The sequence below is a fragment of the Ciceribacter lividus genome (assembly GCF_003337715.1).
In the GTDB taxonomy this organism is placed as follows: domain Bacteria; phylum Pseudomonadota; class Alphaproteobacteria; order Rhizobiales; family Rhizobiaceae; genus Allorhizobium; species Allorhizobium lividum.
Map to the genome: position 1 here is coordinate 671,192 of NZ_QPIX01000001.1, position 21,512 is coordinate 692,703.

General features: G+C 65.1%; 23 protein-coding genes. 19 read left to right on the top strand and 4 right to left on the bottom strand.

The annotated features are described in order from the left end of the window. Positions 1-111 precede the first annotated feature (111 nt). The 5 genes from cobI (at position 112) to DFR48_RS03270 (ending at position 5,453) form a co-directional block, all read left to right on the top strand. On the top strand, positions 112-855 hold the full coding sequence (gene cobI / locus DFR48_RS03245) for a precorrin-2 C(20)-methyltransferase (RefSeq protein ID WP_114361671.1): 744 nt from the start codon (positions 112-114) through the stop codon (positions 853-855). Continuing rightward, positions 852-2,876 carry a precorrin-3B C(17)-methyltransferase gene (gene cobJ, locus DFR48_RS03250; RefSeq protein ID WP_114361672.1) on the top strand — a complete coding sequence of 675 codons (2,025 nt, stop codon included), beginning with the start codon at positions 852-854 and terminating at the stop codon, positions 2,874-2,876. Before cobI ends, cobJ begins: the two co-directional genes overlap by 4 nt. Before the next feature lie 253 nt (positions 2,877-3,129). Continuing rightward, positions 3,130-3,912 (top strand): precorrin-4 C(11)-methyltransferase, encoded by a 783-nt coding sequence (cobM, locus tag DFR48_RS03260; protein WP_114361673.1) that lies wholly within the window; start codon positions 3,130-3,132, stop codon positions 3,910-3,912. 2 nt (positions 3,913-3,914) lie between these two features. Continuing rightward, the gene (locus DFR48_RS03265; protein ID WP_114361674.1) at positions 3,915-4,223 is read left to right on the top strand and encodes a DUF1905 domain-containing protein; all 309 of its coding nucleotides are present in this window, start codon (positions 3,915-3,917) and stop codon (positions 4,221-4,223) included. 270 nt (positions 4,224-4,493) lie between these two features. Next, the gene (locus tag DFR48_RS03270) at positions 4,494-5,453 is read left to right on the top strand and encodes a nucleoside hydrolase (protein ID WP_114361675.1); all 960 of its coding nucleotides are present in this window, start codon (positions 4,494-4,496) and stop codon (positions 5,451-5,453) included. 22 nt (positions 5,454-5,475) lie between these two features. On the opposite strand, the gene DFR48_RS03275 is transcribed toward DFR48_RS03270, so the two are convergent. Next, complete coding sequence (locus tag DFR48_RS03275) at positions 5,476-5,859, bottom strand: nuclear transport factor 2 family protein (protein ID WP_245415503.1); 384 nt, start codon at positions 5,857-5,859, stop codon at positions 5,476-5,478. A gap of 228 nt (positions 5,860-6,087) precedes the next feature. Here DFR48_RS03275 and DFR48_RS03280 point away from each other — a divergent pair, with 228 nt between their 5' ends. Beyond that, on the top strand, positions 6,088-6,429 hold the full coding sequence (locus tag DFR48_RS03280; protein WP_114361677.1) for an ArsR/SmtB family transcription factor: 342 nt from the start codon (positions 6,088-6,090) through the stop codon (positions 6,427-6,429). After that, positions 6,416-6,844, top strand: a complete 429-nt coding sequence (locus tag DFR48_RS03285) for an SRPBCC family protein (protein ID WP_114361678.1) — start codon at positions 6,416-6,418, stop codon at positions 6,842-6,844. Before DFR48_RS03280 ends, DFR48_RS03285 begins: the two co-directional genes overlap by 14 nt. A 24-nt stretch (positions 6,845-6,868) precedes the next feature. Here DFR48_RS03285 and DFR48_RS03290 read toward each other — a convergent pair whose 3' ends face one another. Further along, positions 6,869-7,561, bottom strand: a complete 693-nt coding sequence (locus tag DFR48_RS03290; protein WP_245415504.1) for a cobalt-precorrin-6A reductase — start codon at positions 7,559-7,561, stop codon at positions 6,869-6,871. Then, complete coding sequence (locus DFR48_RS03295) at positions 7,545-8,681, bottom strand: cobalt-precorrin-5B (C(1))-methyltransferase (RefSeq protein WP_114361844.1); 1,137 nt, start codon at positions 8,679-8,681, stop codon at positions 7,545-7,547. Before DFR48_RS03295 ends, DFR48_RS03290 begins: the two co-directional genes overlap by 17 nt. Positions 8,682-8,775: 94 nt before the next feature. Here DFR48_RS03295 and cobA point away from each other — a divergent pair, with 94 nt between their 5' ends. The 5 genes from cobA to DFR48_RS03320 all read left to right on the top strand — a co-directional run bounded on the left by cobA (position 8,776) and on the right by DFR48_RS03320 (position 13,415). Next, positions 8,776-9,618, top strand: a complete 843-nt coding sequence (gene cobA, locus DFR48_RS03300) for a uroporphyrinogen-III C-methyltransferase (protein WP_114361680.1) — start codon at positions 8,776-8,778, stop codon at positions 9,616-9,618. After that, positions 9,615-10,919 carry a cobyrinic acid a,c-diamide synthase CobB gene (locus DFR48_RS03305; RefSeq protein WP_114361681.1) on the top strand — a complete coding sequence of 435 codons (1,305 nt, stop codon included), beginning with the start codon at positions 9,615-9,617 and terminating at the stop codon, positions 10,917-10,919. Before cobA ends, DFR48_RS03305 begins: the two co-directional genes overlap by 4 nt. Further along, positions 10,916-11,920 (top strand): threonine-phosphate decarboxylase CobD, encoded by a 1,005-nt coding sequence (gene cobD, locus DFR48_RS03310; RefSeq protein WP_114361682.1) that lies wholly within the window; start codon positions 10,916-10,918, stop codon positions 11,918-11,920. The genes DFR48_RS03305 and cobD overlap by 4 nt, the downstream gene beginning before the upstream one ends. After that, positions 11,917-12,900 (top strand): adenosylcobinamide-phosphate synthase CbiB, encoded by a 984-nt coding sequence (gene cbiB, locus DFR48_RS03315; protein ID WP_114361683.1) that lies wholly within the window; start codon positions 11,917-11,919, stop codon positions 12,898-12,900. The genes cobD and cbiB overlap by 4 nt, the downstream gene beginning before the upstream one ends. 86 nt (positions 12,901-12,986) lie before the next feature. After that, positions 12,987-13,415 (top strand): L,D-transpeptidase, encoded by a 429-nt coding sequence (locus DFR48_RS03320; RefSeq protein WP_114361684.1) that lies wholly within the window; start codon positions 12,987-12,989, stop codon positions 13,413-13,415. Positions 13,416-13,489: 74 nt separating this feature from the next. Here the strand turns inward: DFR48_RS03320 and DFR48_RS03325 are convergent, their stop codons facing one another. After that, positions 13,490-14,215 carry a Crp/Fnr family transcriptional regulator gene (locus DFR48_RS03325; RefSeq protein ID WP_114361845.1) on the bottom strand — a complete coding sequence of 242 codons (726 nt, stop codon included), beginning with the start codon at positions 14,213-14,215 and terminating at the stop codon, positions 13,490-13,492. A 207-nt stretch (positions 14,216-14,422) separates the two neighbouring features. Between DFR48_RS03325 and hemN the strand changes: the two genes are divergently transcribed. The 7 genes from hemN to DFR48_RS03360 all read left to right on the top strand — a co-directional run bounded on the left by hemN (position 14,423) and on the right by DFR48_RS03360 (position 21,325). Continuing rightward, the gene (hemN, locus tag DFR48_RS03330) at positions 14,423-15,772 is read left to right on the top strand and encodes an oxygen-independent coproporphyrinogen III oxidase (protein WP_114361846.1); all 1,350 of its coding nucleotides are present in this window, start codon (positions 14,423-14,425) and stop codon (positions 15,770-15,772) included. A 105-nt stretch (positions 15,773-15,877) separates the two neighbouring features. Then, positions 15,878-16,156, top strand: a complete 279-nt coding sequence (locus DFR48_RS03335; protein WP_112831921.1) for an acyl carrier protein — start codon at positions 15,878-15,880, stop codon at positions 16,154-16,156. 22 nt (positions 16,157-16,178) lie between these two features. Continuing rightward, positions 16,179-16,658, top strand: coding sequence for a 3-hydroxyacyl-ACP dehydratase FabZ family protein (locus DFR48_RS03340; protein WP_114361685.1), 480 nt, complete (start codon positions 16,179-16,181; stop codon positions 16,656-16,658). A gap of 135 nt (positions 16,659-16,793) precedes the next feature. Further along, positions 16,794-17,996 carry a beta-ketoacyl-ACP synthase gene (locus DFR48_RS03345; RefSeq protein ID WP_114361686.1) on the top strand — a complete coding sequence of 401 codons (1,203 nt, stop codon included), beginning with the start codon at positions 16,794-16,796 and terminating at the stop codon, positions 17,994-17,996. A gap of 14 nt (positions 17,997-18,010) precedes the next feature. Next, a complete protein-coding gene (locus DFR48_RS03350) occupies positions 18,011-19,297 on the top strand; it encodes a beta-ketoacyl-ACP synthase (protein WP_114361687.1) in 1,287 nt (428 codons plus the stop codon). Between the two features lie 56 nt (positions 19,298-19,353). Continuing rightward, the gene (locus DFR48_RS03355; protein WP_114361688.1) at positions 19,354-20,382 is read left to right on the top strand and encodes a zinc-binding dehydrogenase; all 1,029 of its coding nucleotides are present in this window, start codon (positions 19,354-19,356) and stop codon (positions 20,380-20,382) included. Positions 20,383-20,386: 4 nt separating this feature from the next. After that, positions 20,387-21,325 (top strand): lipid A biosynthesis lauroyl acyltransferase, encoded by a 939-nt coding sequence (locus DFR48_RS03360; RefSeq protein ID WP_114361689.1) that lies wholly within the window; start codon positions 20,387-20,389, stop codon positions 21,323-21,325. Positions 21,326-21,512 lie beyond the last annotated feature (187 nt).

The following is a 21,512-nucleotide window of genomic DNA, read 5'->3' on the forward strand; positions in this document are numbered from 1 at the left end:
CCGTGATCCTCTGAAGGTGCGAGCAGTGCCGCTTGCCTGTCTCCCCCCTTGTGGGGGAGATGGCCGGCAGGCCAGAGGGGGTATTCTTCCGACGAGCAGGGGGCAGTCCTCATGACCGGCAAGCTCTACGGCCTCGGCCTCGGCCCTGGCGATCCCGAACTCCTGACGCTGAAGGCGCATCGGATCCTGACCTCGGTCCCGGTGATCGCCTATCCGGCACCCGATACTGGGCCGAGCTTCGCCCGCCAGATCGCCGCTCCGCACCTTCCGGGAACACAGGTGGAAATTCCGATCGTCGTGCCGATGCGCGTCGAGCGCTTCCCGGCACAGGAGATCTACGATCAGGCGGCGGAGGCGATCGCCGCCCGTCTCGAGGCGGGGCAGGACGTCGCTGTTCTGTGCGAGGGCGATCCCTTCTTCTACGGCTCGTTCATGTATCTCTTCGAGCGCCTCGCCGGGCGCTTTGCGACCGAGATCGTCCCCGGTGTCTCCTCGATGATGGCGGCGGCGGCGGCACTCGGACGGCCGCTCGCCGCGCGAAATGACGTGCTGAGCGTCGTGCCGGGCCCGCTCGACGACGAGACCATGCGTGCCCGCATCGAGGCGGCGGGTGCCGTGGCGATCATCAAGGTCGGCCGACACTTTTCCCGCATCCGGGCGCTGATCCGCGCCATGGGGCTCGAAGCCGCCGCCGGTTACGTCGAGCGTGTGAGCCTTGCCGAACAGCGCGTCCTGCCGCTCGCCGAAGTCGGCGAAGACGTCGCGCCCTATTTTTCGATGATCCTGATCTACAAGGGCGGGGAGGGCTGGAATGCCGGCCTCTCGCCGCGCACCTCAAACGGAATGCCCTCATGAGCGAACTGAACAAACCGGCCGTCGTCATCCTGTCGGACAAGGTCCTCGATCTCGGCCGGCGCATCGCGCCTGCAATCGGGGGCGAGTTGCACGGCGCCCGCGCGCGCGTCGCGTCTGCCGACCGCCTGTTCGACGATGTGAAGGCGCATCTGGCTGGGCTCTTCGCCGAAGGCCGACCGATCGTCGCGGTCATGGCCTCGGGTGCCGTCATCCGTCTTCTTGCGCCGCTTCTCTCCGACAAGCAGGCCGAGCCGCCGGTGCTCTGCGTCTCCGAAGACGGTGCCTCGGTCGTGCCGCTCCTCGGCGGTCATCACGGCGGCAACGATCTGGCGCGGACGATCGCCGGCGCGCTCGATGCCCATGCGGCCGTGACCACTGCCGGCGACCTCCGGTTCGGTTTGGCGCTCGACGATCCGCCGGCCGGCTACGTACTCGCCAATCCGGCGAACGCCAAGGCGGTGATGGCCGAGCTGGTGGCCGGGGCGAAGGCGCAAATATTCGCTGAGGTAGCGGGACACCCCCCTCTGTCGCTTCGCGACATCTCCCCCTCAAGGGGGGAGATCGTTGGTGCACCTGGTGCCGACCCTTTGTCAGGGAGAGCCGCAGACTCGGACAGCCACTCCGATGGGACGCTCGACGCTGGAAGGATGTCGGTCTCCCCCCTTGAGGGGGAGATGCCCGGCAGGGCAGAGGGGGGCGCCGCGCCGACACTGGCCGGCTGGCTTACCGCCTCGCGCATCCCCTTCGCGGACGACGGGTCGGTGACTTTGACCGTAACCGACCAGCCGAAGGACGCAGGGCCGCTGGAGCTCGTCTATCACCCGAAGACGCTCGTTCTCGGGATCGGTTGCGAGCGGCACGCCTCCAGCGATGAGGCGATCGCGCTTGCCGAAAAGGCCCTTGCAGACGGCGGACTGGCGCGGCAGAGCCTCGCGGCGGTCGCCTCGATCGACGTCAAGGCGGACGAGGCGGCGGTGCATGCCGTCGCCGCGCATTTCGGGGTGCCGGCCCGCTTCTTCGATGCCGCGACGCTGGAGGCGGAAACGCCCCGGCTCAAGAACCCGTCCGATATCGTCTTCGCCGAGGTCGGCTGCCACGGTGTCGCCGAGGGTGCTGCGCTCGCGGCCGTCGGGCCAGCCGGGGAACTCGTCGTCGAAAAGATCAAGTCGAAGGGTGCGACCGCGGCAATCGCCCGTGCGCCGGGGATCGTCAATCCGGAAGCCGTCGGCCGGGCACGCGGAAAGCTCTTTGTCGTCGGCATCGGTCCCGGTGCCGACCAGTGGCGCTCGCCCGAGGTCTCGGCGATGGTTTCCGCCTCGACCGATCTCGTCGGCTATTCGCTCTATCTCGACCTTCTCGGTCCGCTCGCCGATGGCAAGGCGCGCCACGATTTCGACCTCGGCAAGGAAGAGGCGCGCGTCGTGCGGGCCATGGAGCTTGCCGGTGAGGGCCGGACGGTGGCGCTGGTCTGCTCGGGGGATGCCGGCATCTACGCCATGGCGACGCTGGTCTTCGAACTCTTCGACAAGGGCGGCATCTCGGACGGCGCACGCCGCATCGAAGTGCAGGTTTCGCCCGGCATTTCGGCGCTGCAGGCGGCGGCTGCGCGCATCGGTGCGCCGCTCGGCCACGATTTCTGCACCATCTCGCTCTCGGACCTGCTGACGCCGTGGGAGCATATCCAGCAGCGTGTCAGGGCGGCGGGCGAGGGCGACTTCGTCATCGCCTTCTACAATCCGGTGTCGATGAAGCGGCGCACGCAGCTTGCCTGGGCGCGCGAAAAGCTGCTCGAATACCGTCCGGCCACCACACCGGTGATCCTCGCCACCAATCTCGGGCGCCCCGGCGAGCACGTCCGCACCGTGCCGCTCGGCGCACTGAACGTCGACGACGTCGACATGCTGACGGTCGTCGTCGTCGGTTCGTCGGAAAGCCGCACGGTCGTGACCGGCGACGGCAAGACCTGGGTCTATACGCCGCGCGGCTATTCGGGGAAGGCGGACACGGGGATGGCGTCGTGAGCATCCGTATCGCCGCGACTGCCGGTTTCTTGGTAGCCCCCTCTGGCCTGCCGGCCATCTCCCCCACAAGGGGGGAGATTGGACTGCGGCAAACGCTGTCCGCCATGGCAAGGTGGGGGGCGAGCGAGGCGTGCCAAATGAGTTCAACGTCGGCGGGGGTGCATGAGGCTTGCCCTGCGGCGTTCTCCCCCCTTGTGGGGGTGCCCGGCAGGGCAGAGGGGGGTGAAGCCTCCGCAGACATGAGGAAACAAGCATGACCGTCTATTTCATCGGGGCAGGGCCGGGGGCTCCCGACCTCATCACCGTCCGGGGCCTCAGGCTGATCGAGCGCTGCCCGGTCTGCCTCTACGCGGGCTCGCTGGTCCCGGAGGAGATCGTCAAGGCGGCGCCCGAAGGCGCGATCGTCAAGGATACCGCGCCGATGCATCTCGATGCGATCGTTGCCGAGATGGAGGCGGCGCATGCCCGCGGCGAGGACGTCGCCCGAGTTCATTCCGGCGATCCGTCGATTTACGGCGCCATCGCCGAACAGATGCGCCGGCTCGATGCAGTCGGCATCCCCTATGACGTGGTGCCCGGCGTGCCGGCGTTTGCCGCGACCGCCGCCCGTCTCAAGACGGAACTCACGCTGCCCGAGATCGCCCAGACGATCATCATCACCCGCACCGAGATGAAGGCGTCCTCGATGCCGGAGTTCGAGACGCTGGAAATCCTCGGCAAGTCGCGGGCGACGCTCGCAATCCACCTGTCGATCCGCAACCTTCCGCATATCCGCGAGGTTCTCACACCCTACTACGGCGAGGATTGCCCGGTAGTCGTCGCCTACCGCTCGACCTGGCCGGACGAACTGTTCATCCGCACGACGCTGAAGGACATGCAGGCAGCGGTGCGCGAGGCGAAGATCACCCGCACGGCCCTCATCATGGTCGGCAAGGTCTTCGGCTCGGTCGAGTTCCGCGACAGCGATCTCTACAATTCGCAGTTCAGCCACGTGCTGCGGAATGTCGGCAAGAAGAAGAAGCAGGTGGCCGGCTGATCATGGAACACGCGGCGGAGGGTTGGGATTTCGAGGCCGAACTCTGGGAGTACAAGGGCAAGGGGGCCTGGCACTTCGTCACCCTTCCGCCGGAGGTCGGTTTTGCGATCCGCTGCGCGAGCGAAGGCCGCCGCCCCGGCTGGGGCATGGTGGCGGTGACGGCGGAAATCGGCGACGTCGCCTTCCAGACCTCGGTCTTTCCCGACAAGACGTCGGCGAGCTATCTGCTGCCGGTCAAGGCCGCGGTCCGCAAGGCGGCACGGGTGAAGGCCGGCGACACGCTGAAGGTCAGGATCGTTCTCCAGCGGTGAGTACCGCACAAGCGGGCGTTGGCAAGCCATTGCTCGCCAACACGCGGGCGCTAAGGTGTGCGGGCGTTTGGAACGGAGATTCCGTCGACAGTCAAAAGTAACGTAACGGAAGGCAGTTGCCTCTGCGGACAGCTGCGGTTCAAAGTGCACGGCAAACCGGTGCCATCACCGAATTCGCCGAAGCCGGCGTCTGATCGCTTGGCCATCGCGTCCGAAATGCGATAAGACGGCTGCCTCATCTTTCGACATAGACACACTCCCGGCGGTTTCATGCACAAGGTCATTTTCGATACGGATCCGGGCGTCGACGACGCCATGGCGCTGCTCTTTCTCCACCATCACCCGGATGTCGCCCTGCTCGGGGTCACCACGGTCTTCGGCAATGCCCGGATCGAGACGACGACACGCAACGCGCTCTTCCTGAAGCGCGAGTGGAAGATCGACGCGCCGGTGGCAAGAGGCGCCGGCGAGACCTTCATCCCGCATCGCATCAGCCACGAACCGCCGACCTTCATCCATGGCGACGACGGTCTCGGCAATATCGGCGTGCCCGATGTCTTCGACGTGCCGCTCGATCCGCGGCCGGCCCATCGCTTCATCGTCGAGACCATCCGCGAGAACCCGGGCGAGGTGACGATCGTCGCCGTCGGACGCATGACCAATCTCGCCAATGCGTTGAAGGAAGATCCGGAGATCGTCGACCTCGTGAAGGAAATCGTCGTCATGGGCGGCGCCTTCGAGGTCAACGGCAACGTGACGCCGGCGGCCGAGGCCAATATCCACGGTGATCCGGAAGCCGCCGACATCGTCTTCACGGCCGAGTGGCCGGTGGTGATCGTCGGGCTCGACGTCACCCTCCAGACCGTCATGACCCGGAAGGCGCTCGCCGACATCCGCGACGCCGCCGGCACGCGCGCGAAACTCCTCTTCGACCTCTCGCAGTTCTACATCAAGTTCTACGAGGGGCGTGTGCCGGACGGCATGGTGGTGCACGACAGTTGCGCCTGCGCCTATGTCGTCGCGCCGGAGCTTTTTCAGACCCGCGCCGGCACGGTCCGCGTCGTCTGCGGCGGCATTGCCGACGGCATGACGATCCAGAAACCGGACGGCCGCACCTTCGGCCCGAGCGACTGGGACGGACTTCCCTCGCAGCGCATCTGCACCGGCATCGATGCGCCGGCTGTGCTGCAACTCATCCACGACACCATCGTGTCGGTGAAGGAAGACTGAGCGCAGGGCACTCGACTGCCGGTCACTTCGTTGGTCGGTGCAGTCGAGATTCGCCCAGCTTGAACCAAGCCTTGGCGATCTTGCCACCTTCGATTTCGTAGATACAGATGACGTCTATTTCTCCGGTACCCTCCGGAAAGGTACGGGTCACTGTTTCATGATCCACGACCATGTTTCCGACAACCGATCTCGTCAGCAGTTTTCCGCAGAGGTTTGGCTCTTTGAAACGTTCTATATGCCGCGCGCGAATTTCTGCCTTGCCGTCGGCGAGGAGAGTGGAAGGGAAGGCATAGTACTTGCAGTCGTCCGCCCACCACTGAATGAAGGAATCGATATCGCGGGCATTGTAGGCGTCCAACTGCATCCGAACGGGATGAGCAATGTCGGTTGAGGCGCTGTTATTCAAAGCGAATTCCCTTCATGGCAGGTTCGGACCGGCACGCCAGCCTTGTTTCAGGGGCACTTCCGTTTTGCCTCTCGCGCTCTTGGTCCATCCTCCGATCCTGCCACAGATGTTGTTGCCGCCGGAACTGCAAAAAGTTTTCGGGGGCATTGGAAACTTCACCTTGAAAATATTCACCCATATGGTTGACTATGTGATGAGTTTCATATATTCAACCGTATGGGTGAACAAATGGACGATGACGCTCTGTCGCGAATTCTCAAAGCCGCCGGTGACACCACACGGCGACAGATCTTGACACTCCTCGTTCAGGAAGGGGCGTTGAGAGTGACCGCGCTCGCCGCCCATTTCGACATGTCGCTGAATTCCGTCTCGAAGCATATCAAGGTGCTGGAGGAGGCGGGACTGGTCACCCGCCGGACGATGGGCCGCGAGCATTTCATCGCGGCCGAGCTCGAACCGCTGAAGCTCACCGAGAGCTGGTTTGCGCAACTGAAGTCCATCTGGGAGTTGCGCCTGACGGCGCTGGAAAATGCACTCGTTTCAGAGGAACACGACCATGAGCGAACTTGAACTGACGGTAAGCCGCACGATCGCCGCCTCGCGGGAAAAGGTCTTCAATGCCTGGCTGTCGCCCGCCATACTTTCGAAGGTCATGCGCCCGCCGGGCACCGCCAGCGAGGCGGCGAAGGTGACGAACGATCCGGTCAAGGGCGGTCGCTTCTCGATCATCATGAAGACGCCGGAGAAGGAAATCCCGCACGCCGGCACCTATCTCGAGATCGATCCTTACTCGCGCCTCTCCTTCACCTGGGAGTCGCCATTCTCGCAGGACGACAGCGTCGTCACGATTGACTTTTCGGAGCCGGAGCCCGGCATGACGGACATCACCCTGAAACAGGTGAAGTTCCGCAGCGAGGAGGCGCGCCTCGGTCACATCCAGGGATGGACCGCGATCCTGGGCGATCTCGCCGAGACGCTCGCCTGATCCGGAGACTGCGTCGGGCGGCGTTCAGGCCGCCCGGCCCACCATGACGACCGGCAGGCCCATCTTCCTTGCCGCGGTTATCTTTCCGTAGCCGGCTTCACCGCCCGAATTGCGGCAGACGAGGTGCGTGACCCGATGGAGCCGGAAGAGGTTCGCTTCCTCCTCGGGATCGGCCGAGGCCTTTCCAAGAAGCAGATCGCAATCGGCAAAGCCGAGCGGCGTCTCCGGCGGATCGACCATGCGAACCACGAAATGGCAATCCGACCGGCCCTCAAAGGCGGCAAGATGCTGCCGCCCGAGGGCGAGAAAGGCACGGGCACCGGCGGGCAGGGCGGCGGCAGCTTCCTCGAGGCTCTGCACTTCGATCCAGTTGTCGCCGGGCTGCTTCTTCCAGGTGGGGCGCTCCGGTTGCTCCAGCGGTATCCCGGCTGCCGCACAGGCCAGCCGGGCATTCTGCGAGATCCGGTTCGCGAAGGGATGGGTCGCGTCGATCACTTTTGTGATGCCGTTCTCGGCGATGTAGCGGGCGAGACCTTCCGCTCCGCCGAAGCCGCCGATTCGGGTGCGGCCGGGGAGCGGCGCCGGGTTGCTCGTACGACCGGCGAGCGAGGTGACGACATCCGCACCGGCATCGACCAGCCGACGGGCGATCGCCGCCGCCTCCGCGGTCCCGCCGAGGATCAGGACTTTCTCCCGTCGGTCAACCGGCGCGGCCAAGGATATTGCCTTCCCGGTCGGTAACGATGACATCGACGTCGACCGGCGCGCCGCGCAGGACGTCGAGAGCCGTTTCGCGGGCATCCGCCGCGACGACGGCGGCGATGTCGATAGCCTCGTCCCGCAGGATTTCGAGAACTTCGAGGGCCGTGTTGGATTGTTCGATTTTGTTCCTGACAGACGGATTCAGGTTTTCCGTGCAAGGCAGTGAAAGAAAATAGCTATTGTCGATCTGGCTGCGGGACGAATGGAGGTCGAGTGCGCCCTGCGCGAGCTTGGCCATCTTGGCGAACCCGCCGGCGATCGTCAGCCGCGGCACCGGGTGGACCCGCAGGTATTTGAGAAGGCCGCCGGCGAAATCTCCCATGTCGAGGAGTGCCCCCTCGGGCAGGCCGTAGAGCTCCTGCGCGGTCCTTTCGGACGTCGAGCCGGTGGCGGCGAGCACGTGGGTAATGCCCTCGGCACGCGCGACATCGATGCCGCGATGGATCGAGTGGATCCAGGCGGCGCAGGAGAACGGGTGCACGATACCGGTCGTTCCCAGCACCGAAAGACCGCCCAGGATGCCGAGGCGCGGGTTCCAGGTCTGTCTGGCGATCTCCTCGCCGCCGGGGATGGAGACGGTGATTTCGATGTCGGCGGGCAGGCCGTGTTCGGCGCAGAGCGCTTCCACTTCGCGGGTCATCATCTGCCGCGGGACGGGGTTGATCGCGGGTTCGCCGACGCCGAGGGGCAGGCCGGGTTTGGTGACGGTTCCGACGCCGTCGCCGGCGACAAAGCGGATACCGTTTCCGGGCGGCAACGGCCGCACGGTCGCGATTACTGTGGCGCCATGGGTGACATCGGGATCGTCGCCGGCATCCTTGACGATGCCGGCCGTGGCATAGCCTTCTCCGAGACCTTCGAATGCGAGCGCGAAGGCGGGCTCCTCTCCGCGCGGCAGGCGAATGCTGACGGGGTCCGGGAACTCGCCGGTGATGAGCGCCGTCAGCGCCGCCTTCGTGGCGGCGGTCGCGCAGGCACCGGTCGTCCAGCCTGGGCGCAGCGGTCCTTCGGGCTTCTCCCGGCTTTCGCCGGCGATTCCCGTGGTCGTCTTCGCCGCTTCGGTCGTCTCGTTCATGGCTTTCTTATAGGCCAGCGTTCTGGCCTTCGAAAGCACCCAGATGGTGTGTCACGTGATTGCAATTTTGGGACTGCGGGCATAGAGCAAGGCCATGACTGAATTTCCGTTTTCCGATCTTCCGGCGATCGAGCCCGGTCATGTCTGGCTGGCCGGCGCCGGCCCCGGTGATCCGGGGCTTCTGACGCTGCTTGCGGCGAAGGCGCTCGGCGAGGCCGACGTGATCGTCCATGACGCGCTGGTCAACGAGGAGTGCCTGAAGCTCGCCCGTCCGGGTGCCGCCCTCGAATATGCAGGCAAGCGCGGGGGAAAGCCCTCCGCCAAGCAGCGCGACATCTCGCTGCGGCTGGTGGAGCTTGCGAAATCGGGCCTGAAGGTCCTGCGTCTCAAGGGTGGCGACCCCTTCGTCTTCGGTCGCGGCGGAGAGGAGGCGCTGACGTTGGTCGAGCACGGCGTTCCGTTCCGCATCGTGCCCGGCATCACCGCCGGGATCGGCGGGCTCGCCTATGCCGGCATTCCGGTCACGCACCGGGAGATCAATCACGCCGTCACTTTCCTCACCGGCCATGATTCCTCCGGCCTCGTTCCGGACCGGATCGACTGGGAGGCGATCGCCAAGGGCTCCCCGGTGATCGTGATGTACATGGCGATGAAGCACATTGGACGCATCTCCGCGCAACTGATCGCCGGCGGTCGTAGCGCGTCGGAGCCGGTCGCCTTCGTCTGCGATGCCGCAACGGCCACGCAGAAGGTCCTGGAGACGACGCTCGGCGAGGCGGAGCGGGCGGTGGCAGCCTCCGGTTTCGAGCCACCTGCCATCGTCGTCGTCGGCGAGGTCGTCCGCCTGAGACCGTCGCTCGACTGGCTCGGGGCGCTTTCCGGCCGCAAGCTCGTCGGCGATCCCTTCGCCGGCGACAATCGGAAGGACACGGCATGAGCGGGTTGATGATCGCCGCGCCGGCAACCGGATCGGGCAAGACGACGGTGACGCTCGGCCTCCTGCGCGCACTGAAGCGGCTCGGTCACCCGGTTGCGCCCGGCAAGGCGGGGCCGGACTATATCGACCCGGCCTTCCATGCGGCGGCGAGCGGCGAGGTTTGTCTCAACTTCGATCCCTGGGCCATGCGGCGCGAGCTGCTGCTTGCCAATGCGGCCCTTCACACCTCCGGCGGCAAGGATCTCGTCGTCGAGGCTATGATGGGGCTCTTCGACGGAGCCGCGGACGGGCGCGGCTCGGCCGCGGATCTCGCCGCGACCCTCGGGCTCTCGGTGCTCCTCGTCGTCGATTGCGCGCGCTCCTCCCATTCGACGGCCGCCCTCGTCAGCGGCTTTGCCAATTACCGGATCGAAACCCGCATCGTCGGCGTGATCCTCAACCGGGTCAGCGGCGACCGCCACGAGGCGATGCTGCGGGACGCCATGGTCGCCATCCGCATGCCGGTCTTCGGGGTCATCCGCACGAGCAAATCGCTCGAACTGCCGGCACGCCATCTCGGGCTGGTGCAGGCCGGCGAGCACGGCGAACTCGAAACCTTCATCGACCGGGCGGCGGACCTCGTCGCCTCTTCTTGCGACGTCAAGGCGCTGATCCGCACCGCGCGGCACATCCCCGATCGCGCCTCCGATGCCAATATCGCCCGGCTGATGCCGTTCGGGCAGAAGATCGCGGTTGCCCGCGACAACGCCTTCGCCTTTTCCTACGAGCATATGCTGATGGGCTGGCGTCGCCGGGGCGCGGAAATCTCCTTCTTCTCGCCGCTCGCCGACGAAGCGCCGGCGGATGACTGCGATGCGGTCTACCTGCCGGGCGGCTATCCGGAACTCTCCGCCGGTCGGATCGCTGCGGCCGGAACCTTCCGTGCCGGCATGGCAGAGGCACAGGCCCGCGGTGCCCGCATCTTCGGCGAATGCGGCGGCTACATGGTCCTCGGCGAGGCTCTGATCGACGAAGCGGGCGAGAGCCACCGGATGCTCGGCTTCCTGCCGCTGGTGACGAGTTTCGCCAGGCGCAAGCGCCAGCTCGGCTATCGTCGTGTGCGGCCGCTTCCCGGGTCCTTTTTCGCGACGGAGATGACGGCGCACGAATTCCACTACGCGACGATCATCTCCGAAGGCGAGGGCGACCGGCTCTTTGCTGCCGAGGACGCGCTCGGCACGTCGCTCGGTGAGGTCGGCCTCAGGCGCGGTTCGGTCGCCGGTTCCTTCATGCATCTCATCGACATCTGCGAGACCCGATGAGCGGCGAAATCGTGCATGGCGGCGGCATCGGTGCGGCGGCGGCGCTTTACGGTGGCCACGTCGAGGACTGGCTCGACCTGTCGACCGGCCTCAATCCGTGCCCGCCAGCCGTTCCGGACGTCGCTGCCTCGGCCTGGCAGCGCCTCCCGGACCAGCATCTTCTCGATGAGGTGACGATCGCGGCGCGTGATTTCTACCGCTCCGGCGAGATCTTGCCGCTTGCCGTGCCGGGAACGCAGGCGGCGATCCAGATGCTGCCGCGCCTCGTTCCTGCCGGCGCGCGGGTTGCGATCCTCTCGCCGACCTATGGCGAATATGCGCGGGTCTTCGCGCTCGCCGGCGCGGCCGTCGATGCCATCGCCGGGCCGGACGATGTGCATGAGGACCATGCTGTCGTGGTCGCCGTCAATCCCAACAACCCGGACGGCCGGTTGATATCGCGCGAGGTTCTCAAGCGGCTCGCTGCCGACCTTGCAGGTCGCGGCGGCTATCTCGTTGTCGACGAGGCCTTCGCCGACTGCACGCCGGAGACGAGCGTCGTCGATCTCGTGCCGGCGACCCCGAACCTGATCGTCTTCCGTTCCTTCGGAAAGTTCTTCGGCATGGCCGGCATCCGGCTCGGCTTCGTCATTGCACGGCCGGAGATCCGCGAGCGGATGGCCGCATGGCTCGGGCCGTGGGCGGTTTCGGGGCCGGCCCTTTCGGTCGCCGCCGCACTCTTCCTCGGCGACGCGGACGCCATGCGACGGCGGCTCGCCGAGCGGCGGGCGGCGCTGCAGCGCGTGCTCACGGGGGGCGGTCTTCACGTCGCCGGCGGCACGGCGCTCTTTGCGCTCGTAGAGGACCCGCACGCGGAGCAACTCCATGCCCATCTCTGCCGGGCGCACATCCTGACCCGCAAGTTCGATTATGCGCCGAACTGGCTGCGCATCGGCCTTACGCCGGACGAAGCGGCGGATGCTCGTCTCGCCGCCGCGCTTGCGGTCTGGAGCAGCCGATGAGCGGCACGATCTTCTCGGTTCTCTTCCTCGCATTGGTGCTCGACCGGTTCGTCGGCGATCCCGCGTGGCTGTGGCAGCGCGTCCGCCATCCGGTCGTGGTCTTCGGCGCGGCAATCGATGCGCTCGACAGGCGAATGAACCGCGATTCGCTCGCCGGCGACGTTCGTCGCCGCAACGGCGTGGTGGCGATCGTGCTGCTTCTGGTCGGAGCTGCGCTTGCCGGTAGCTTGCTGCACGGTCTCTTTGCCGCGCTCGGCCTTGTCGGTTTCCTGCTGGAGATCGCGGTCGTCGCGGTCCTGCTGGCGCAGAAGAGCCTGAAGGACCATGTCGCGGCCGTCGCCGACGGCCTTCGCCGCGAGGGACTGGCCGGCGGGCGCCGCGCCGTTTCGATGATCGTCGGGCGAGACCCGGAGACGCTCGACGAGGCCGGCGTCGTCCGTGCAGCAATCGAAAGCCTTGCCGAAAACTTCGCCGACGGCACGGTTGCGCCGGCCTTCTGGTACGCGGTCGCCGGATTGCCGGGCATCTTCGCCTACAAGATGCTGAACACGGCCGATTCGATGATCGGCCACAAGAGCCCGAAATATCGCGATTTCGGCTGGGCGTCTGCCCGCCTCGACGACCTCGCCAACTGGCCGGCGGCGCGGCTCTCGAGCCTGTTGATCGCCGCCGGCGCGGCGATACGACAGGGAGGCGCCGCCGCCCGTCGTTCGCTCTCCGTCGCCTTTCGCGACAGCGGCCTCCATCGTTCGCCCAATTCCGGCTGGCCGGAAGCGGCGATGGCAGGAGCACTCGACATCCGGCTCGCCGGTCCGCGTATCTATGGCGGCCAGGTGGTCAGCGAACCGATGATCAACGGCGCCGGCCGCGCCGAGGCTGAGGCGGGTGACATCGGCGCGGCCGTCGGCATCTTCGACGCCGCCTGCTCGTCGCTCGCCGTGCTCGTGCTCGGCCTGACGGTGATCGCAATCCTGCTCTGACGGTGATTCCGGCCGCGTGGGTGTTTGTTTACCCCTTTTGCGCTAATGTCGATGGGCATTTATGTGCAACAGGGGGTATTGGAGGAATGCGCCGTCTTGCCGCTCTGCTGGTCGTTTTCGCCTTCTTGGTGGCCGTACCTGCCGCCGCGATCGCGGATACAGTCGTCGCCCAGATTAGTCTCTCGGCGCAGACGATGAGGGTTTCGGTGAACGGCGAGCCGCAATATACGTGGAAGGTCTCCACCGCCCGCCGCGGCTACCGGACGCCGACCGGGATCTTCACTGCCCGCTGGGCCTCGCGCTATCACCGGTCGCGCAAATACGACAATGCGCCGATGCCTTACGCGATCTTCTTCAAGGGAGGATACGCCATCCACGGCACTTACGAGGTGAGAAGCCTCGGGCGGCCGGTGTCGCATGGTTGCATCCGGCTCCACCCCGACAATGCGGCGATCTTCTTCCGCCTCGCGACCAGCAACGGGCTCGCCAATACGAAGATCATCATCGCGCGCTGAGATTGAAACGCTGAACCACACCCAGGTCTCTGGGCGGGTGTCACGCGGTCCTCAAAGCTGATTTGCCGATAGAATCAGTCGTTGCCGGCGACGCAGCGCAGCCGTTCGAGGCTCGGCACCGTGACGTGGCGGTTGTTCTCGATGACGATGATGCCTTCCTTGCGCAGCTTCGTCATCTGCCGGCTTACGGTCTCGATGGTGAGGCCGAGGAAGTCGGCGATATCGGCGCGCGAGAGCGGCAGGTCGAAGGTACGTGGGCTCGCATTCTCCGGATCGATGTGAGTCGCGATCAGATGCAGGAAGCTCGCGACCTTTTCCTGCGCCGTCTTGCGGCCGAGGGTCAACATCCAGTCGCGCGCCTCGTCGAGTTCCTTCAGCGACTGCTCGTAGAGCATGCGCTCGAAATCCGGCGTCTCGCTGACGATCCGGTCGATGAGCGCCCGCGGAAAAACGCAGATCTCGGTGTCCGTCGCCGCTTCCGCGGTGACGGTGCTCTCTTCCTGATGCGGCCGGCCGAGGAAGTCCGGCGCAAACTGCAGGCCGACGATCTGCTGGCGGCCGTCTGCCATCATCTTGGAGAGCTTCACGACACCGTTCAGGATGTTGCTGTAGGTGGAGACCGACTCGCCCTGGCCGATGACCTCGTTGCCGGCTTCCACCTTGCGGCGGGAGGAGTGCTTGTTGAGTTCCACCAGCTGCGGAACGCTGAGACTCGCGCAGACACCACCATGACGTGCTTCGCACGTCTTGCAGACCGCAGGGCCTTCACACTCCAGAACGTTTCTCTTGAGGGCATCCATAATGTCGATCGGTCTCATCTGCCCGCCCATCCCTACGCCTGTTCGCGCTTACCAGGAACGCCCTGTTTCGACCGCGAAAGGTGCCGTGCACCCTCCGGTTTTCTTATGCCGTAATTTTAACAGCAAATTGATCGAAGTCAAAGGCTGCGGGCCCGTCTCCTGTTAATAATTAAGCAATTGCTTATCCTGACAATTGCGGTGAAGTTCATGCAAGAAGGCCTTCTGGGCAAGTATTCCGGCGCGGTGCCACGTTACACGAGTTATCCGACCGCGCCACATTTTCACGAGGGCGTCGGCTGCGACAAATATGCGCAATGGTTGCAGAATCTCGGAAAAGGGCAAGATATCTCGCTCTATATCCATATTCCTTATTGCGATCGGCTGTGCTGGTTCTGCGCCTGCCATACGAAACATACTCTGAAATACGATCCGATTATCGCCTATCTCGAGGCTCTCCACAGCGAAATCGCCCACGTCGGGAGATTCGTCGACCGGGATGCGAAGGTGAGCGCCGTGCATTTCGGTGGCGGCTCGCCGACCATGCTGAAGCCAGAGGACATGATCGCCCTGATGGCGGCGCTGCGCGCGCACTTCTCTTTCCGCGACGACGCCGAGATCAGCGTCGAAATGGACCCGAACGATCTCGATGACGCGCGCTACGACGCGTTGGCGGCGATCGGCATGACCCGGGCGAGTCTCGGTGTTCAGGATTTCAACCCGGACGTGCAGAAGGCGATCAACCGTATCCAGACTTTCGAACACACGAAAGGTGTCGTCGAGGCGGTGAGGGCGCGAGGCGTGCGCTCGGTCAACTGCGACATCCTCTACGGTCTGCCGTACCAGACGTTCGAGACGCTGGAAGCCACCGTCCGCGACATTCTCTCGCTGGCGCCCGATCGCATCGCGCTCTTCGGATATGCCCATGTACCGTGGATGAAGAAGCACCAGACGATGATTCCGGAAGAGGCGCTTCCCGGTGTCGAGATGCGCTTCCGACAGATGAACCGTGCTGCCGAGATGCTGGTTGAGGCCGGCTACGAGCCGATCGGCATCGACCACTTCGCCAAGCCCGGCGACAAGCTGGCGATCGCGAGCCGCGAGGGGCGGCTCCACCGCAATTTCCAGGGCTATACCGACGATGCGGCGGATGCGCTGATCGGCCTCGGGGCATCTTCGATCGGGCAATTGCCGGAAGGCTATGTCCAGAACATGCCGGCGACCGGCGAGTACCAGAAGATGGCGCTGGGGCAGGGGCTGACGGTCGTGCGCGGCATCGAGCTGACAGACGACGACCGGATGCGCGCCAAGGTCATCGAGGACCTGATGTGCCGCTTCGCCTTCTCGTTTGCCGACATCCGGAATCGATTCCCGAAGATCGCCGAGGCAGTGATCGCCGAAGCCCGACAGTATGTCGCAAGCAACCCGGACGGTATCTGCGAGATCGTCGCCGACCAGTTCCGCATCACCGAGACCGGCAAGCCTTTCACCCGCAGCATCGCGGCCGTCTTCGACAGCTACCTGTCGACCGGCAAGGGCCGCCACTCGATTGCTGTTTGAGCAACACTGCAACGGCAAATTTTCCTGCCGGCGCAACAGGGCATTGGCTTTTCGCCGAGTTTTCCCTATGTGGAACTCGGATTTAAGACATATGAGGTAATTGGCGTGAGCGCTACATTCGACAAAGTTGCTGACATCATCGCTGAAACCAGCGAGATTGACCGCGAAACCATTACGCCTGAAAGCCACACGATCGACGATCTCGGCATCGACAGCCTGGACTTCCTCGACATCGTCTTTGCGATCGACAAGGAATTCGGCATCAAGATCCCGCTCGAACAGTGGACGCAGGAAGTCAACGAGGGCAAGGTTTCCACCGAGGAATACTTCGTTCTCAAGAATCTCTGCGCGAAGATCGACGAATTGCGCGCCGCCAAGGGCTGATCGGTCCGGCGGACGAAACGCAATGCTGCTCGAATACTTCCAGATGATCGACAGGGTGGAGGCCGTGAACCTCCGCGACGGCACGCTCCGGGCCCGCTCGGTCGTGCCGGAGAAAAGCCCTGTCTTCGAGGGTCATTTCCCCGGCATGCCGCTCGTTCCGGGCGTGCTGCTGATCGAGACGATGGCGCAGGCCTCGGGTTTTCTCGTGCTGGCGGCGAGCGGCTTTTCGTCGATGCCGTTCCTGATGTCGGTCGACGGCGCGAAAATGCGCAGTTTCGTCGAGCCCGGTGCCGTGCTCGACATCGAGGCACACCTCGAACACGATGGTTCGGGTTTCGCCGTCACCAAGGCGAAGATCGCATCGGGCGGCAAGAAGATCTGCGACGCCCAGCTCAAACTGCGCACCATGCCCTTCAGCGAGGTGCCGCTGGCGGAGATCGTCCGCAACCGTGCGGTCGAGGTCGGGCTGATGGCGGCCATCGAAGCGGAGGGCGGCGCCTGAGCGGCAGGCCGCCCCTTCGCGGATTTTCCGACAAGTCCCGCCGGTCGCGAAAGCTATTGCCAGCGCCGCTGCGCAAGGCGTAGGGATGCGCCGGATGGAACGCCGGCCGAAGGATTGCCGGCTGAAGGATAGAGAATGAGCAAGAAGCCGAACGACGTGGTGATCACCGGTATTGGCATCGTCACCTGCCATGGGACCGGCAAGGAGCCGCATATCGCCCTGCTGTCCGCCGCGACGGCGCCCGAGCCGGTGGTCGAGATGGAGAAGTTCAAGCCGTATCCGGTCCACCACCTGCCGGAGATCGACTGGTCGACGCAGATCGCCAAGCGCGGCGACCAGCGCCAGATGGAAAACTGGCAGCGGCTCGGCGTCTACGCGGCCGGTCTTGCCCTCGACGATGCCGGGCTGAAGGACAATGCCGAACTCTGCGGCACGATGGATCTGATCGTCGCGGCCGGCGGCGGCGAGCGCGATGTCAACGTCGACACGCTGATCGTCAACGAGGCCCTGCGCCGCAACGATCGCGACAGGTTGCTGGTCGAGAAGCTGACGACCGAGCTTCGCCCGACGTTGTTCCTGGCGCAGCTTTCCAACCTCATGGCCGGCAATATCTCCATCGTGCATAAGGTCACCGGTTCTTCCCGCACCTTCATGGGCGAGGAATCGGCCGGCATTTCCGCAATCGAGACTGCGTTCGCGCGCCTGCGCTGCGGCCAGTCAACCCACACGCTCGTCGGCGGCGCCTTCATCGCCGAACGTCCGGACATCCTGCTGCTCGTCGAAGGCATCCGCGCACATGCGACCGGTGAATGGCGGCCCCTGTGGTCGCGCTCCGAGGATGCCGGCGGCGGCATGATGCTCGGATCGGTCGGCGCTTTCCTCGTGCTCGAACGCCGGGAACACGCCGAGGCGCGGGGTGCCCATGTCTATGCGGTTCTGGACGCGGTCGAGGGTGATCGCGGCAGTCGCGAGAGCAGTCGCTTCGAGGCCCGGATCGAACGCCTGCTCTCCGATGTCGCGGACGCATCTTCCGATACGGTGGTCTTTTCCGGTTCGAGTGGCCTGCACGATCTGGCACGCCGCGAGAAGGCCGTGCTCGATCGCCGCTTTCCGGCAGCACCGGTGCGCGGTTACGGCGGCAGCACCGGGCACGGCATGGAAGCGCAATTCCCGCTCGGGTTGGCGCTTGCCGCCCTTGCGCTCGACAGCCACGCGAAGGTGCCGCCCTTCGATCCCGCCCACGAAGCGGCGATGGCCGCACCCGCCCGCCATGCCGTCGTGACGACGGTGGGCTATGTCCACGGCGAAGGCGTCGCCCTCGTTTCTGCCGACGCTTGAGAAGGAAGGGATCCATGACCGACAACCGCTTCAAGGATCATCTCGGGCGCCCGATCGTCGTCGTGACCGGGATGGGCGTGATCACCTCGCTCGGCCAGGGGCTCGCCGACAACTGGAATGCACTGACTGCCGGCAAGTCCGGTATCCATGCAATCAAGCGCTTCCCGACCGAGGGCATGCCGACGCGCATCGGCGGCACCGTCGATTTCATCGATATCCCGGCCGGCAACGCCGTCGAGCGTTCCTATGCCCTCGCCCGCGAAACCACGATCGAGGCACTGGGCCAGGCCGGCCTCTCTGGCGACTTCAACGGCCCGCTGTTCCTCGCAGCCCCGCCCGTCGAACCGGAATGGTCCGACCGCTTCGCGCTTGCCGAGCGGGCGCCGCCGCCGGATCATGACGGCGACGTTTATGAGCGCTTCCTCGCCGCGATGCGGGCGAAGCCCGATCCGGTCTTCCTTGAAGCGGTGCAGTTCGGCTCGATCTCGGAACGGCTCGCCGACCGCTTCGGCACGCGCGGACTGCCGGTCACGCTCTCGACCGCATGCGCGTCGGGCGCGACCGCCATCCAGCTCGGCGTCGAGGCGATCCGCCAGGGCCGCACGGAGCGCGCGCTGACGGTTGCGACCGACGGCTCGATCAGCGTCGAGGCGGTGATCCGTTTCTCCCTGCTGTCTGCTCTGTCGACCCAGAACGATGCGCCGGAGAAGGCGTCGAAGCCCTTCAGCAAGGATCGCGACGGCTTCGTCATCGCCGAGGGCGCGGCAACGCTCGTTCTCGAATCGATGGAATCGGCCGTCGCCCGCGGCGCGAAGATCCTCGGCGTCATGAAGGGATGCGGGGAGAAGGCCGACCATTTCCACCGCACGCGTTCCTCGCCGGACGGTGGCCCGGCGATCGCGACGATGCGCGCGGCGCTTGCCGATGCGGGGATCGGAGAGGCGGACATCGACTATGTCAACGCCCACGGCACCTCGACGCCGGAAAACGACAAGATGGAATACGGCGCGATGCTCGCCGTTTTCGGCGATCGGCTGAAGCAGATTCCGGTGTCGTCGAACAAGTCGATGATCGGGCACACGCTGACGGCGGCGGGCGCGGTCGAAGCGGTCTTTTCGTTCCAGACCATGCTGACCGGCACGATTCCGCCGACCATCAACTACGTCAATCCCGATCCGGCGATGGAGCTCGACGTGGTTCCGAACGTCAAACGCACGGCGGATGTATCGGCCGTGCTGTCGAATTCGTTCGGTTTCGGCGGCCAGAACGCCAGCCTTGTCATGACGCGTGAACCGGCTTAATCGGAACGCCACGAAAAAGAGTGTATCGGAACGCCGAAAGGCGAAGGACGGGATTCATGCGCGCATTGCAGCTGGTCGATGACCGCAAGCTCGAAATTGTCGATCTGCCGGAGCCGGAAGCGCCGGGGCCGGGCGAAGTGACGCTCCGGGTCAAGGCCGTGGCGCTCAACCACATCGACGTCTGGGGCTGGCGCGGCATGGCCTTTGCCAAGCGCAAGATGCCGCTGACCATCGGTGCGGAGGCTTCGGGCGTCGTCGAGGCGATCGGGCCGGGCGTCGGCAACATCCTGCCCGGGCAACTCGCTGCCGTTTACGGCGCGCGCACCTGCGGCCTCTGCAAGCCCTGCCGCGAGGGTCGCGACAATCTCTGCGAACATGTGGGCGGCGTACACGGCTTCCATCTCGACGGCTTCGCCCAGGAAAAGATCAACCTGCCGGCGCGTCTGCTCGTTCCGGCCCCGCCCGGTGTCGATGCTGTCGGCGCGGCGCTTGCTCCGGTGACCTTCGGGACCGTCGAGCACATGCTGTTCGACAACGCCAAGCTCGAACCCGGCGAAACGATCCTCGTCCATGCGGGCGGTTCGGGCATCGGCACGGCGGCGATCCAGCTCGCCAAGAAGATGGGCTGCACGGTTATCACCACGGTCGGTTCGGATGACAAGATCGAGCCGGCGAAGGCGCTCGGCGCCGACCACGTCATCAACTACCGTACCGACCGCTTCGAAGGCGTCGTCCGCAAGATCACCAAGAAGAAGGGCGTCGACGTCGTCTTCGAACATGTCGGCAAGGACACCTGGGCCGGCTCCATGCTGTGCCTCAAGCGCGGCGGAAGGCTCGTGACCTGCGGCTCGACCTCCGGTGTCTCGACTGACATGAACCTGATGATGCTGTTCCAGCAGCAACTGAAGCTGCTCGGCTCCTTCGGTTGCCGGATGGAAAACATGGCGAACGCGATGCAGAAGATGGCACGCGGCATCGTTCATCCCGTCATCGACACCGAAGTACGCCTCGAGGACATCGACATGGCGCTGAGTCGCATGGAGACCCGGCAGGTGTTCGGCAAGATCATCCTCAGGATGGACTGACGCCTTGAAGCTCTTCGTCACCCGGATCGTGCTTGCATTGCGCCGCTTCCAGCAGTGGCTGGTGGCGCAGCTCGCCTTCGGTTTCCTGACGGCTCTCAAGATCTTCCCGGCCGATCCGGCGATGAACTTCGCCGACTGGCTGATGCGCAGGATCGGACCGAAGACGCGGCGTCACGGGCTGATGCTCACCAACCTGCGCAATGCGTTCCCGGAAAAGTCCGAGGCCGACCTCGAGCGGATCGCGGTCGCGAGTTGGGGCCATATGGGCCGGCTCGCCGCCGAATACGTCTTCCTCGACCAGCTCTTCGATTTCGATCCTGAAAGACTGGGAGAGGGGAGGATCGAGGTGAGCGGCATTCCGCTCTTCCTGGAACTGCGCGACCATCCGCGCCCCTTCATCGTCTTCACCGCGCATACCGCGAACTTCGAGCTGTTGCCGGTCGCCGGCGCTGCCTTCGGCCTTTACGTGAGCGTGCTCTTTCGCCCGCCGAACAACCCGTACATTGCCGAAAAGGTCTTCGACTTCCGCAAGAAGCGAATGGGCAAGCTGGTTCCCTCGCATGCCGGCTCGTCCTTCGCGCTCGCCCGCCAGCTCGAAGCGGGTGGCGGTGTCGGCGTGCTGGTCGACCAGAAATTCAAGAAGGGCGTCACCACGGCCTTCTTCGGCCGCCCGGTGAAGACCAATCCGCTTCTCGCCAAGCTCGCACGGCAGTTCGACTGTGACGTGTACCCGGCGCGGTGCATCCGGCTCCCCGGCAACCGCTTCCGGCTCGAAATCGAACCGAAGATCGCGCTGCCGCGCACCGAGGCCGGCCAGCTCGACGTCACGGCGACGGCCCAGCTCCTCAACGACAAGGTCGAGTCGTGGGTGCGGGAGTATCCCGAGCAATGGCTCTGGTATCACGATCGCTGGGACATCAAGCGAAGTCTCGATCTCGGGTGACAATCATCGCGTGTCCCGGCCGGTTCGCCCCAGGACGACTGCACTTACCTGTGCAGAGCCACATTTACCCCTAAAGTCAAGTTGTTGAGTCGGTCGGCTATTCGTGTTACCCGAGTTGTTATGCGTCGCGGGATCTCTGTTCCGAACGCGACACCCCGGCGCGGCTGAAGCCGCCGATGCCGGGCTA